Annotated in this window: 17 protein-coding genes and 2 pseudogenes; 9 read left to right on the top strand and 10 right to left on the bottom strand. The window is 42.5% G+C overall.

The features are described from left to right. Positions 1-9: 9 nt before the first annotated feature. The gene (gene minD, locus ACJHW7_RS02480; RefSeq protein ID WP_000101055.1) at positions 10-822 is read left to right on the top strand and encodes a septum site-determining protein MinD; all 813 of its coding nucleotides are present in this window, start codon (positions 10-12) and stop codon (positions 820-822) included. Positions 823-825: 3 nt separating this feature from the next. Further along, complete coding sequence (minE, locus tag ACJHW7_RS02475) at positions 826-1,092, top strand: cell division topological specificity factor MinE (RefSeq protein ID WP_001185665.1); 267 nt, start codon at positions 826-828, stop codon at positions 1,090-1,092. A gap of 371 nt (positions 1,093-1,463) precedes the next feature. On the opposite strand, the pseudogene ACJHW7_RS02470 reads toward minE, so the two are convergent. From ACJHW7_RS02470 to ACJHW7_RS02460, 3 genes and pseudogenes are all read right to left on the bottom strand, one after another. Then, positions 1,464-1,807: pseudogene (locus tag ACJHW7_RS02470) on the bottom strand (autotransporter outer membrane beta-barrel domain-containing protein); the annotation flags it as partial. Between the two features lie 34 nt (positions 1,808-1,841). Further along, entirely contained in the window at positions 1,842-1,964 is a 123-nt protein-coding gene (locus tag ACJHW7_RS02465) for an ATPase (RefSeq protein ID WP_071781262.1), read from the bottom strand. Then, positions 1,925-2,109: pseudogene (locus ACJHW7_RS02460) on the bottom strand (hypothetical protein). The gene ACJHW7_RS02465 and the pseudogene ACJHW7_RS02460 overlap by 40 nt, the downstream one beginning before the upstream one ends. A gap of 100 nt (positions 2,110-2,209) precedes the next feature. Here ACJHW7_RS02460 and ymgI point away from each other — a divergent pair. From ymgI to ACJHW7_RS02445, 3 genes are read left to right on the top strand one after another with little or no spacing between them, the layout of a single operon-like run. Then, entirely contained in the window at positions 2,210-2,383 is a 174-nt protein-coding gene (gene ymgI / locus ACJHW7_RS02455) for a protein YmgI (protein ID WP_000122465.1), read from the top strand. 1 nt (position 2,384) lies between these two features. Beyond that, positions 2,385-2,729 carry a YMGG-like glycine zipper-containing protein gene (locus ACJHW7_RS02450; RefSeq protein WP_000726974.1) on the top strand — a complete coding sequence of 115 codons (345 nt, stop codon included), beginning with the start codon at positions 2,385-2,387 and terminating at the stop codon, positions 2,727-2,729. A gap of 3 nt (positions 2,730-2,732) precedes the next feature. After that, positions 2,733-3,068: a YmgD family protein gene (locus ACJHW7_RS02445; protein ID WP_000979977.1), complete on the top strand. Its 336-nt coding sequence runs from the start codon at positions 2,733-2,735 to the stop codon at positions 3,066-3,068. Positions 3,069-3,123: 55 nt separating this feature from the next. Here the strand turns inward: ACJHW7_RS02445 and ycgH are convergent, their stop codons facing one another. The 7 genes from ycgH to ycgZ form a co-directional block, all read right to left on the bottom strand. Beyond that, a complete protein-coding gene (gene ycgH / locus ACJHW7_RS02440; protein ID WP_021556715.1) occupies positions 3,124-5,787 on the bottom strand; it encodes an autotransporter YcgH in 2,664 nt (887 codons plus the stop codon). Positions 5,788-6,186: 399 nt separating this feature from the next. Beyond that, a complete protein-coding gene (gene ymgF / locus ACJHW7_RS02435) occupies positions 6,187-6,405 on the bottom strand; it encodes a cell division-associated protein YmgF (RefSeq protein ID WP_001299921.1) in 219 nt (72 codons plus the stop codon). 131 nt (positions 6,406-6,536) lie between these two features. Next, positions 6,537-8,060 carry a cyclic diguanylate phosphodiesterase gene (locus ACJHW7_RS02430; RefSeq protein ID WP_001359483.1) on the bottom strand — a complete coding sequence of 508 codons (1,524 nt, stop codon included), beginning with the start codon at positions 8,058-8,060 and terminating at the stop codon, positions 6,537-6,539. 335 nt (positions 8,061-8,395) lie between these two features. Then, positions 8,396-8,644, bottom strand: coding sequence for a protein YmgC (gene ymgC, locus ACJHW7_RS02425; RefSeq protein ID WP_001065752.1), 249 nt, complete (start codon positions 8,642-8,644; stop codon positions 8,396-8,398). 112 nt (positions 8,645-8,756) lie between these two features. After that, complete coding sequence (ariR, locus tag ACJHW7_RS02420) at positions 8,757-9,023, bottom strand: biofilm/acid-resistance regulator AriR (protein ID WP_000888778.1); 267 nt, start codon at positions 9,021-9,023, stop codon at positions 8,757-8,759. Between the two features lie 28 nt (positions 9,024-9,051). Then, a complete protein-coding gene (locus ACJHW7_RS02415; protein ID WP_000858015.1) occupies positions 9,052-9,324 on the bottom strand; it encodes a hypothetical protein in 273 nt (90 codons plus the stop codon). A 42-nt stretch (positions 9,325-9,366) separates the two neighbouring features. Next, positions 9,367-9,603, bottom strand: a complete 237-nt coding sequence (gene ycgZ / locus ACJHW7_RS02410; protein ID WP_000554146.1) for a regulatory protein YcgZ — start codon at positions 9,601-9,603, stop codon at positions 9,367-9,369. 313 nt (positions 9,604-9,916) lie between these two features. On the opposite strand from ycgZ, the gene bluF reads away from it, so the two are divergent. The 4 genes from bluF to ACJHW7_RS02390 all read left to right on the top strand — a co-directional run bounded on the left by bluF (position 9,917) and on the right by ACJHW7_RS02390 (position 12,852). Continuing rightward, positions 9,917-11,128 (top strand): blue light-responsive regulator BluF, encoded by a 1,212-nt coding sequence (bluF, locus tag ACJHW7_RS02405; RefSeq protein WP_021556714.1) that lies wholly within the window; start codon positions 9,917-9,919, stop codon positions 11,126-11,128. Between the two features lie 204 nt (positions 11,129-11,332). Next, positions 11,333-12,064 (top strand): DNA-binding transcriptional repressor BluR, encoded by a 732-nt coding sequence (gene bluR / locus ACJHW7_RS02400; protein WP_021556713.1) that lies wholly within the window; start codon positions 11,333-11,335, stop codon positions 12,062-12,064. A gap of 220 nt (positions 12,065-12,284) precedes the next feature. Continuing rightward, complete coding sequence (locus tag ACJHW7_RS02395) at positions 12,285-12,689, top strand: DUF1398 domain-containing protein (protein WP_000373096.1); 405 nt, start codon at positions 12,285-12,287, stop codon at positions 12,687-12,689. A gap of 52 nt (positions 12,690-12,741) precedes the next feature. Further along, positions 12,742-12,852 carry a hypothetical protein gene (locus ACJHW7_RS02390; protein ID WP_032143442.1) on the top strand — a complete coding sequence of 37 codons (111 nt, stop codon included), beginning with the start codon at positions 12,742-12,744 and terminating at the stop codon, positions 12,850-12,852. Positions 12,853-12,895 lie beyond the last annotated feature (43 nt).

Below are 12,895 nucleotides of genomic sequence, written 5' to 3'. Positions count from 1 at the left end.
GGAATTTCTATGGCACGCATTATTGTTGTTACTTCGGGCAAAGGGGGTGTTGGTAAGACAACCTCCAGCGCGGCCATCGCCACTGGTTTGGCCCAGAAGGGAAAGAAAACTGTCGTGATAGATTTTGATATCGGCCTGCGTAATCTCGACCTGATTATGGGTTGCGAACGCCGGGTCGTTTACGATTTCGTCAACGTCATTCAGGGCGATGCAACGCTAAATCAGGCGTTAATTAAAGATAAGCGTACTGAAAATCTCTATATTCTGCCGGCATCGCAAACACGCGATAAAGATGCCCTCACCCGTGAAGGGGTCGCTAAAGTTCTTGATGATCTGAAAGCGATGGATTTTGAATTTATCGTTTGTGACTCCCCGGCAGGGATTGAAACCGGTGCGTTAATGGCACTCTATTTTGCAGACGAAGCCATTATTACCACCAACCCGGAAGTCTCCTCAGTACGCGACTCTGACCGTATTTTAGGCATTCTGGCGTCAAAATCACGCCGCGCAGAAAATGGCGAAGAGCCTATTAAAGAGCACCTGCTGTTAACGCGCTATAACCCAGGCCGCGTAAGCAGAGGTGACATGCTGAGCATGGAAGATGTGCTGGAGATCCTGCGCATCAAACTCGTCGGCGTGATCCCAGAGGATCAATCAGTATTGCGCGCCTCTAACCAGGGTGAACCGGTCATTCTCGACATTAACGCCGATGCGGGTAAAGCCTACGCAGATACCGTAGAACGTCTGTTGGGAGAAGAACGTCCTTTCCGCTTCATTGAAGAAGAGAAGAAAGGCTTCCTCAAACGCTTGTTCGGAGGATAAGTTATGGCATTACTCGATTTCTTTCTCTCGCGGAAGAAAAACACAGCCAACATTGCAAAAGAACGGCTGCAGATTATTGTTGCTGAACGCCGTCGCAGCGATGCAGAACCGCATTATCTGCCGCAGTTGCGTAAAGATATTCTTGAGGTCATTTGTAAATACGTACAAATTGATCCTGAGATGGTAACCGTACAGCTTGAGCAAAAAGATGGCGATATTTCTATTCTTGAGCTGAACGTGACCTTGCCGGAAGCAGAAGAGCTGAAATAGGCCCGCTGTAAAAGCGCATTTATCTTCAAGGCAGAGTCATCTCTGCCTTGAGTTTTTCATCCCTCTCATCGACGTTGTGGTAAAGCGGCGAGTATTCTTGCTGATACTCCTCATTGCTATTTCCACCTCCCTCTTTACACCTTAAGGCTGTTCCCACGCACAGAACAAAATGTTTATGCCTGGTTGAGTAAATAACCTTATTGTTAGTGTGGATATACTGGGAGATGATAACCCCGCAATTTCATTATTCATTGTTCTCCCATAGGATGAGGTTTCCCGCCGTAACTGGCGGGCTTTTTTTGCCCCAGAATTTTCTCTTTCAACATCCTGTAAACGAAAACTGCGCCGAAGCGCAGTTTAATCGTTGGTGGTCAGAACGACCAGTTCACACCAGCCACCGCGTTCCACGGGGATTCCACACCGGCACCGTTGCTATACCCCACCCCGAGATGCCCGCTTAACGTACTGCTGAATGAGGCTTTAATACCTGCCTGGTATATTCCACGTCTGCCCGACAAATCATTGACAAAATTACCGTCACTATTCACTTTCACCCGATTATCATCGACAAATTCTTTGCGCACAGCCGCCTTCAGCCAGGGTTCATTTCCATACCGTTCCCCAGGCGCATGTTGTAACTCAGCGTTGCACCCAGTTCACGATATATACTGCGGGTATCGACTGATTTCGATTCCATGCCATTGGATAAATGATAGTAGCGTCTAAGTGACCTTAGCTCGGCTGCAACATCAGCCATCAGGCACCAGACCAGGGGATTTATCCTGAAGAAGAGGCAGCGCAAGAATATTGTGTTCACCGCTTATCAAAGACATCATGATGAAATGATGATATCCCGCATAAGAAAGAGGCATTTTTTAAACGCAGTGTGCTGAAGTATGGTTGGATAAAAATTATTCTTTTCTGATAATATTGTCGTATGCTTATTTTTCGACAATGAGGCCGTCGGCAAAATAAAATGACTAATGTAATCGTTGCTGATGAATATCTTCTGCTCACATAAAAATCACACAATAATATTGATAAATCAGATTATCTTACCTTTACAACATTGCGTTAACAGTCAATGACACTTCTTGAATAAAAATATTGTCAATCAATGAGTTATTCCTCATTTAAGATTATTCTCATTCACGTAAAAAACATAATTCCTATCATCACCGTCACGCTCATTTTGAATTATCTGAATAATAGCGAGCGTTCTTTAGTTAAGCAGATCTTAATTGAAGACGAAATTATTGTGTGTGCAACTTACTTAATACCGGACATCTAAGTTGAAGAAAAAAATACTTGCCTTCGGGCTTATCTCAGCATTGTTCTGCTCCACGCCAGCGATGGCGGATATGAACCGCACCACGAAAGGTGCATTGCTAGGCGCAGGCGTTGGATTACTTACTGGCAATGGTGTTAATGGCGTACTGAAAGGTGCAGCTGTTGGCGCTGGTGTTGGTGCAGTAACAGAAAAAGGCCGCGACGGTAAAAATGCACGTAAAGGTGCAAAAGTGGGTGCCGCCGTTGGTGCTGTCACTGGCGTTCTGACCGGCAATGGCCTCGAAGGGGCGATTAAAGGTGCCGTGATTGGCGGTACGGGTGGTGCAATTCTGGGTAAAATGAAATAAGGAATGATGATGAAAAAATTTGCTTTACTGGCGGGCCTGTTTGTTTTCGCACCAATGACCTGGGCGCAGGACTACAATATTAAAAACGGTTTGCCGTCAGAAACCTATATTACTTGCGCAGAAGCCAACGAAATGGCAAAAACTGACAGCGCACAGGTTGCAGAAATTGTTGCGGTAATGGGTAATGCCAGCGTTGCCAGCCGTGATTTAAAAATTGAGCAATCTCCGGAACTGAGCGCCAAAGTGGTAGAAAAACTGAATCAGGTTTGCGCTAAAGACCCGCAAATGCTGTTGATCACGGCAATTGATGACACCATGCGTGCTATCGGCAAAAAATAATATTTAATATGTTACCGCGTCGATGAATTCGACGCGGTATTTTAGCTAACGGGGATCAGAACTTATATTTCAGGCCCACCATCACTGCGGTGTCATTGTAGCCATTATCACCCAGCTGCACGCCCACATTACCCCAGACACTGGCCGCCGGATTCAGATTGCCATTTACGCCAAGTTTAATTTCCCCCAGATTACGCGCCCCGTCTTGTTCGACTTTCACACCGTTCATTGAGACAGCAAAATCTTTACTGTTATGGATCCAGTTCATTTCAACAAAAGGTTCAAAGTCGTCACCGTGCGGACCGCTGTTTTTCTCCTGAGTACGAATAAAGGTGCGGAAACCAAGTCGGGTCTGGATGTTGTTATTTGCGTCATTCTCAATACGTGAGCCATTGGCTTCCGTATGCGCATTATGATCGACGCCCATCCAGATAGCCTGTGCCTGTGGCTGGAAGATCCACGTATATTTCGCCGCTTCCAGACCAAAGGATTTATTCAGGGCAAAGCCGTAACCCGCTTCCAGCGAGACGGTTGCGCCTTTCGCGCTATAGGATTCATAGGCTAATTCATCCCCTTTCACGGAGTTTTTAAACCAGCTATATTGCGCCCAGGCGTCAATGTATGCGCCTTTTTTACTGATGTCATCGGCAAACCAGGTGGCATACAGCCCTGCGCTATAGCCTCTGACACTCCCTTTCGAACGATAATCCGACACGCTGGAATGAGTTGAGTTGTAGTCGCGGGCATAACCAGCCATCACTCCCAAACGCCAACTGTCACTGTCGGTAAAACCACCGGTTAACAGATCGGCCCCTAACTGCGAGACGTAGCGATGCGAGGTCGTTCTCAACTGTCCGTTGCTGTCACGCCAGGCATTATGTCCGCCAATTTGACGTAGCCAAAGTCGGCTTGAACGCTCCTGTTCAGTTACAGGATCGATGTAACGCGTTTCACCTGCACGATCGTTCAGACGCATAACAAAAAGAGTGTTAGCGGCTGCCAGGTTAGCGACGTAACTTCCAGCTTCGGGGCGCAGGACGGGGGTAGGCGTTTCTGTTGATTCTGAATTTCCCTCTGAGCTGTTATCCTCCTCATTCACTGACTGATAACTTGTCAAATACCAGTTTTTGCCTTGTTGTTTTAGTTGATATTCGAAAGCTCCAGCTGCAATCCTTGCATCACCTTGTCTGAAGGCATCTGCTGGAGATTCATTGCCATTCACAGTTATGAGTTCGATCCCGTTTAGCGTGGCCGCGCCGCTTCCTCCAGCATTTTTCACATAGACGGTAGTTGAACCCGAAGTATTACCCTCAACAATAAGTCTGTCCGTAGCCGATTTATCATCACCTAATACGGTGCGGATATTAAGCTGACCATTATTACCGACATAATTACCTTTTACAGTTAATGTTTTTCCTTGGGTAAATGTTTGACCATCATCATACGAAAGATTGATAATACTGTCTGAATTAGTCAGATGGGTAACAACGGAGTCATCTTTCATATTCCAGATTGTGTTTTCTGAAAGCTTCAGCGTGGTTGTGCCGCTAACGAGTTTAGTCGCTCCATTTAGAGTAGAGTTGGACGAAATTATGTTTAAGTCACCCCCAGTATTATTAACCAGAATATTATTACCAGGCGTGATAATACTTCGATTAAGGATGCTTAAATTCGTTGTAGTTTTGTTAACATCAATACTATCCAAAGCACTTGAAAGTTCAACACTTGATAGTGCTATTTTGGCATGAGAATCGATATTTGATGCATCAATTGATATTCCTTTATCTTTTACTGATACCGCGGTGACATTGGAAAAAAATAACTCTCCACCATTGTATATTTTTGCAATGGGGGCTTTAGTGCCTGTTGTTGTAATAGAACTATTTTTTATATCAATGTTACCTTGTCGAATAGCAACTGCATAACTTCCATCAGCCACAGTTTCAAGTGCCACATAATCTAAATTAATATATGCTTTTTTCCCATTAGCATAAGCACCATAGCTATTAATGCCATTAGTTGTTATGGAACCACCATTCATTTTTAAATCAGCACGGCTAATAACTTCGTAACTGTTAGAATCACTAACTTCATCATCTACAGCATCGACACATGTTCGAGACTCTCCAGGACTTGAACATGCAAGAACACCTACTGCATTTTCCCCAGAGGTAACAATGATCGTTTTATCTATGGTTTCAAGACGAGTGTTATTTTCCACATTTCCAGAATCATTAACCTGACTTAAAAGTCCCGCTGAATATGCCCCCCCCGTCTCGACTAAATTATCACCATTCATAACGATGGTGCCACCAAATTCACTGACTACTGCGCTGGCTGTTATCCCTCCATTAACATCTTGGTTATTTTCTTTGTTAGATACGCTTCCAGAGGTCTTAATATCGCTATCGCTTATATATAATACTTTGTTTTGACTATCAACAGAAATACCATAAGATCCATCACCACTAGTCATCACACTGGCATTATTTATATATCTAGTTACACCGTCATCCACTTTCACAGCATGGCTTTCGTCTTCAGTGGTTAGATATTCTTCATTACTTTTCAAAGTATTATCTTTGATTTGAATCGGCGATTCTTCATCGGTTATATAGGAAATTATACTATAATCATCCAACAATTGTGTTGCATATGCATTACCCACCGCCAGAGCAATAAGTCCCAAACTAAACCCGGGGATTTTTTTCAGTTTCATAGATTAACCATCCATTCATTGGATTAACAAACATTCCTGGTCAAATAACCTATGAGTTCAGATTACCAAAACGGAGGGTAAAGACAAAAACAAAAGCACAAGAAATTTAAATAGATAAACAGCGACAATATATAAATGATAAATAAGTCGGCATTATCATTTTTCACCTTATTTTCATGACATTGATCACTTTGAGGTGACGATTTTGTTTAACAAATAACTCTTCGACATCACAATCATTGATAGTTGCCATAGAAATTATTTCAATGATATATAAAAACAACTGTGATAACACCAGGGTTGACAACTATTTGCGCAATAATTCCTTTCCTTCAATGATCCAGGCGTTCACTGTCAGCACCCCATTCAGCCGCATACTGACAGTGAGAAACTGAAAGATTATTGCTGATCCCTGTGGCTGACGAGTCTTTCCCTTAACCGATTAACCAGATTGATCGCCAGCCAAACAAGGGCATTAAGCAAATTTATCGTCACAAGCACTTCTCCCAGCCCGGTACTGGGTTTTGCAATAAGAATGACCAGGAGGGTGATCAGCATAAATGCAATGGAAAAGATGATATAGAGAGTGAAATAATCCAGATTATTACTATTGTTCATGCTACTAATGGCAATCCTGTCAAAACTTTCAAACAATTATAGCAAACAAAATAATGAACAATAGTAACAAGAGGCAACGAGCTAATTAGCTGTCTATAATTACACCGCATCATGGCCTTAGTGATCGATTTTCACTCAACCACAACCTTCACCTTCGGTTTAGAAAGGATAATTTTGACCAGGTCGATGTATGTAACAGGTTTATAGAAATAATAACCCTGCTGAAATGTGATATTATTTTGGTTCAGATAGTCAAGTTGTTCTTTCGTTTCGACACCTTCAGCGACGATACTGATCGAAAGTTTACGCGCCAGATCCAATACACAATCCAGAATTCGGGTTGATTCTGGGTCTGCGTTGACGCGGCCAACGAAACTGTGATCAATTTTGATATAATCAATATGCAGGTCATGCAGATAAGAAAGCCCTGAGTAGCCAGTACCGAAATCATCCAGCGCGATGACAAAACCATTTTCATGCAGAATGTTCAACCGCTGAACCAGACTTTCATCAACATTTAATGGCTCACGCTCGGTAACTTCCAGAACGAGGTTTAAATCGCGGCGGGTAAAACTGTCACGGTAATTTAAGCACTCGTCGACAAACGTCGGCGAAATAATATGCGAGGCGCTAAAATTAATTCCAATATGAAAACCTTCCGGCAATTTACTCGCGATAGCGTTCATCTGTCTGGCAACCTGATTCATCAGGCTTTGCGTAAGCGGAACGATTAATCCGGATTTTTCAGCAAGTGGAATAAATGCCGCGGGTGAAATATATCCACCGTGAGGTTGTTTCCAGCGGGCTAACACCTCAACTCCCCGCAATGTCCCTTCCCGACCATTCACCACTGGTTGGTAAAAAGGGACGATCTCCCCATTATTTATAGCCCGCCGCAGGATCTCTTCAGGCGTTGCGCTTTTATTGAAATACCTATCTAGCAGGAAGGCAGCGGCGCAGGCGATTAACAGAATAAAGATCAAAATCCCAAAGCCTTTATCGATAAGTCTGTAGAAGCTAAAGAGTGGCGGCGAGTTAAAGATAATAGTGAAATGATATTTTGTGGAGTGAACCTTCTCGGTATAGGGATAATGTCCATTAAGCGTCATCACATCACCCGTAGGTCCAATAATGTCATCCGCCACGCGTAATACATACCTTACCCCTTTCAAGGGTACATTAAGCGCCCCGCGAATATGCTGATCACTTATCGTAACCAAAATGCGCGTATCTGCAAATTGGCTCTGATAGAGCAGGATAGGTAATCTATTAACGGTGTCGATTGCCGGAGCCAACAGTAAATTACTGTCCGGGAAAACAGGAATACGAGACAGCAGGACCCGATTCCCCGGTAAGGATGTACACCAGACCGTTCCCTGTTTGAGAATGATGATTGTGCGCAGGTGAGGTTTCAGAGCTGCTTCAGTGCCAAGCTGATATTGCTCCTCGAGGTCGCATTCCTTCCCGGCAATGTTAACCGCTGTTTGAGTCGCCTGTGACGCTTCTTCAAGTATATGATTGATATTGTTGGCGGCATATCTTGCTCCCGCCAGGTACTCTGCTTTTGCGGAATACCAGAGCTGGATGTTCAAAATAGCGACACCGGTTATAAACAAGCATATCGCAACGAGGATGGGTATGAGTGTATTGCGCATTCGCTTGTCCCGAACAAAGGGTTTAATACATGAAAATGACGTTCATTCGCTCGCGCTGGCGTCTACAGAGAGCATGGTAGAGAGCATCACAAATATCCACGCCGAAGATAAAATTTTCTCCATCTTCATCTAACCTATTAATTATTGAGCACAATGTAGGCAGAATTAAACAAATTAGGTGGGATATCAGGCGTCAAGAATGGAAAACGAGCGCTCTCCATTCCTGTTTGCCCCCTGATATTGCGGATATATTAAGAAAGCATAACGCCTGAAATGCTCACTTTGCACCAGCATGATGATACAGCTGATGTTTATTCTATAACCTTACTCAAGTTCTAAGAGAGCACGGATTCCCTGTCATTAATAATGATATCCGTTAGTGTAGTCTTATGCATTTCAATGTACTGCAAGATTTGCAGATAGAGATCAGAAAGAATCACACTGGTTTCATCTTTTAAACGCAAGCGTAAAGCCTGATCAATAATATGACTATCAACATACCCATGCGTCATGAACACCTCCCTCTCGAGATTTTTAAACAAAGCACATTGAAAAATAAATCTCTCTGGGATTGAATTATTCATGTCAGCCTCGTAGAAATATTAACCCAATAAAATTATGCTGTGTATAGTCTAAAGCGACAGACAAAAATAAGATGAATGAGTTTTCTATAAACTTATACTTAATAATTAAAAGTTACATGTCATCCGCTGTGTATCGCAACACGATTTCCAGTGTTTTTCTGATCACGTCAGCTTTGAGAATATCACTTGTTGTTTCCAGGGAGTGTATCAGACTTAAGATAATATTTTTATTATTAACATTATCGCCTGAAAGCATTAAATTAGTCACAGCCTGCCCTAACACTGCTGACTCTTCTTCTAACAAATTACCCGAACTGCGAAAGTAACTTGATAACGCTTTATCAGTTATTGCATTATGAATTGTAGTATCTTCAAGCATGGTAACCTCTCATCTTACTTATGAAATTTTAATGTATTCTGTTTATTTTCTTACCATTGAACATACTTTTATTGTCAGCTATCGCTGTTCTTCGGTTTGGCCCTCCTGTATCACTGTTGCTAAAATCACGAATTATGCTGTCAATTAAATCTCGTCGGAAAGCATTTTCCTCAGCCGATTTCATTACGAGTAATTGCTTAATAAGAGTCTGCACCGAAAAATTTATCTTCATGCGCAGTATCTGGAGCACCGCCTGGCCAGTAATTTCATATTTTATACTTTCATTATCAGATGTCTTCATAACGACTTCATAGCTAACCTGTTAAATAATCAGGCTGTTGCATTATTCAAAAAGCAACCCAATTAGTGCATTATAATGTTTCTGTTCCTCTTCCCCTGTCGCTTGTTCCAGTCGGCAAAGAAGTTTGGCACAAAGCGACTTTCGACTCAGATTACGTCCATCTTTCAAAATCTCAGTCACAATTTCCCCGAGAGTTTCCTGCTGAGTAGGCAAGTTAGCTTTTGCAAAGTAACGAGTGATTGCTCCCGCAGAATCTAAAGTCACTGAATTTTGATGCATGCTACGCCTCTGTTAAAAATGTTAATCAATGTTAAGTGAGGTAACAATAGCAAAATTGTACGAAATATGTGTACAGAATGATAAATTAATTTTTTGCAATTAGTGCTAATGCATATAAAACAATACGTTATGATAAAACATATTGCATCATTTAACTGACAACCTATACAAGATTTTTCGCCAACTCGTGTTCAACTTTTTCCATTTTCTATCAATGTAAAGAAACAGTTATGTTTTGGTATTAAAAGAAAGACACCGGAAGATATGTCTGTTACCGTCTTACTCTCGCCTCTCCCATTACCCTGGACAGTTAATGCTTACCACCCTTATTTATCGTAGCCATATACGTGACGACGAACCTGTCAAAAAAATCGAAGAAATGGTTTCGATAGCAAATCGCAGGAACATGCAGTCTGACGTAACAGGGATCTTACTGTTTAATGGTTCTCATTTTTTCCAGCTTCTGGAAGGTCCGGAAGAACAGGTTAAAATGATATATCGGGCTATATGCCAGGATCCACGGCACTATAATATTGTTGAGCTGCTGTGCGATTACGCGCCTGCTCGCCGTTTTGGCAAAGCGGGAATGGAATTATTTGATTTGCGCCTGCACGAGCGAGATGACGTTTTACAGGCCGTATTCGACAAAGGCACATCAAAATTTCAGCTAACTTATGATGACAGAGCGCTACAATTTTTTCGTACTTTTGTCCTTGCAACCGAACAATCAACCTATTTCGAGATCCCTGCCGAAGACTCCTGGCTTTTTATCGCTGACGGATCTGATAAAGAACTTGATTCCTGTACCCTTTCACCAACTATAAACGACCACTTTGCCTTTCATCCTATTGTCGATCCCTTATCGCGGCGGATAATCGCTTTTGAAGCCATTGTGCAAAAAAATGAAGACAGCCCGTCAGCTATAGCGGTTGGTCAGCGTAAAGACGGGGAAATCTACACAGCGGATCTTAAAAGTAAGGCGCTTGCATTCGCGATGGCACACGCACTTGAGCTCGGTGATAAAATGATATCAATCAATCTATTACCTATGACCCTGGTTAACGAGCCTGACGCAGTCTCTTTTTTACTTGATGAAATAAAGGCCAATGATCTGGTGCCTGAACAAATCATCGTTGAATTTACTGAAAGTGAAGTCATATCTCGGTTTGATGAGTTTGCCGAAGCGGTTAAATCGCTAAAGGCTGCCGGTATCAGTGTAGCAATTGATCATTTTGGCGCAGGTTTTGCTGGTTTGTTACTCCTGTCACGCTTCCAGCCTGACAGAATTAAAATCAGTCAGGAATTGATTACCAATGTTCATAAAAGCGGACCACGGCAGGCAATTATTCAGGCGATCATGAAATGCTGTACATCACTTGAAATTCAAGTCTCTGCTATGGGCGTGGCAACACCAGAAGAGTGGATGTGGCTTGAATCTGCAGGAATTGAGATGTTTCAGGGAGATCTGTTTGCCAAAGCTAAATTGAATGGTATCCCTTCAGTTGCGTGGCCGGAGAAAAAATAATTTTCAGCACATTATTTCGCATGTTTTCTGGAAATCATCGTGAAAATGAATACGTTATGTTTTAATTTAATCCACATTAAATATAATGTTTCATCCAATTTAGCTGAAATCTTATTTATACTTTGTACAATTTTAGCGTATATTGTACAAAGTATTATTGGGTCGTGTACAGGCGACGGAGATTTGTGACCGCAAGGAGGAATTGTGGCTTATTACAGCATTGGTGATGTTGCTGAACGTTGCGGGATTAATCCTGTCACTCTCCGGGCCTGGCAACGCCGCTACGGTTTGTTAAAACCACAGCGCAGTGAAGGCGGACACCGACTCTTTGATGAAGAAGACATACAACGTATCGAAGAGATCAAGCGTTGGATAAGTAATGGCGTCCCTGTAGGCAAAGTTAAAGCATTACTGGAAACCACCAGCCAGGATACGGAAGATGACTGGAGCCGCCTGCAAGAAGAGATGATGTCAATTCTTCGTATGGCTAATCCTGCCAAACTACGCGCGAGAATTATTTCACTGGGTCGAGAGTACCCAGTAGATCAATTGATTAATCATGTTTACCTTCCTGTTCGCCAGCGTCTCGTGCTTGATCACAACACCTCCCGCATTATGAGCAGTATGTTTGACGGCGCATTAATTGAATATGCAGCAGCCTCGCTTTTCGAAATGCGCCGTAAGCCCGGTAAAGATGCCATTCTGATGGCGTGGAATGTTGAAGAGAGAGCTCGATTGTGGCTGGAAGCATGGCGTTTATCATTGTCAGGATGGCATATTTCTGTTCTTGCTGATCCCATTGAATCACCGCGTCCGGAACTGTTCCCGACGCAAACATTGATTGTCTGGACAGGCATGGCACCAACGAGAAGGCAAAACGAACTTTTACAACACTGGGGTGAGCAAGGTTATAAAGTCATCTTTCATGCCCCCTAATTTCACCTTTATCCCGCCCCTTAGACAGAATGTTATAATCTGAACCCACAACAGCGTTTGTACCGGAGCTGGTCCATTACAAAATGCTCACCGGGAGAATTCAGGTAATCCCCCTTTCACACTTTGTACATATCACAGCCAAAGGACAGACCAGATTGAAGTGGTAAAACCGATCGTGCACACTACGCAGTCTCACAACTAACAAGAGGTTATTATCCTGATGGATCAGGTCGTTGTTTTTCAAAAGATGTTTGAGCAAGTGAGAAAAGAGCAAAACTTCTCCTGGTTTTATTCAGAATTAAAACATCACCGTATTGCACATTACATTTATTATCTGGCTACGGATAACATCAGAATTATTACTCACGATGACACGGTTTTGTTATTAAGAGGAACCAGGAACCTGTTAAAAGTTAGTACGACCAAGAACCCTGCTAAAATAAAAGAGGCCGCATTGCTTCATATTTGCGGAAAATCTACATTTCGGGAATACTGTTCAACACTGGCAGACGCGGGCGTTTTCCGTTGGGTTACTGATGTTAATCATAACAAACGCAGTTACTACGCCATTGATAATACGCTTTTATATATTGAAGATGTAGAAAATAATAAACCATTAATCTAGCTAAAGTTGGATGCTTAAGAAATGCTTCATAATTCAGTAAGGCATTAGCATAATGGGAATAAAAGTACAGAGACTATCCCTATGGATGATAAATACTGTCCTTTTATTGCTACCCATAAATAATCACCAGGCCAATACTATCAAATTGATATTTGAAATGTGATCACTTGACTTTCTATACGTTATTTTATAACGGTTAATATATT

It is taken from the genome of Escherichia sp. WS1152, assembly GCF_046487665.1.
Lineage (GTDB): Bacteria > Pseudomonadota > Gammaproteobacteria > Enterobacterales > Enterobacteriaceae > Escherichia > Escherichia coli.
This window is presented reverse-complemented; position numbering and strand designations above follow the sequence as displayed.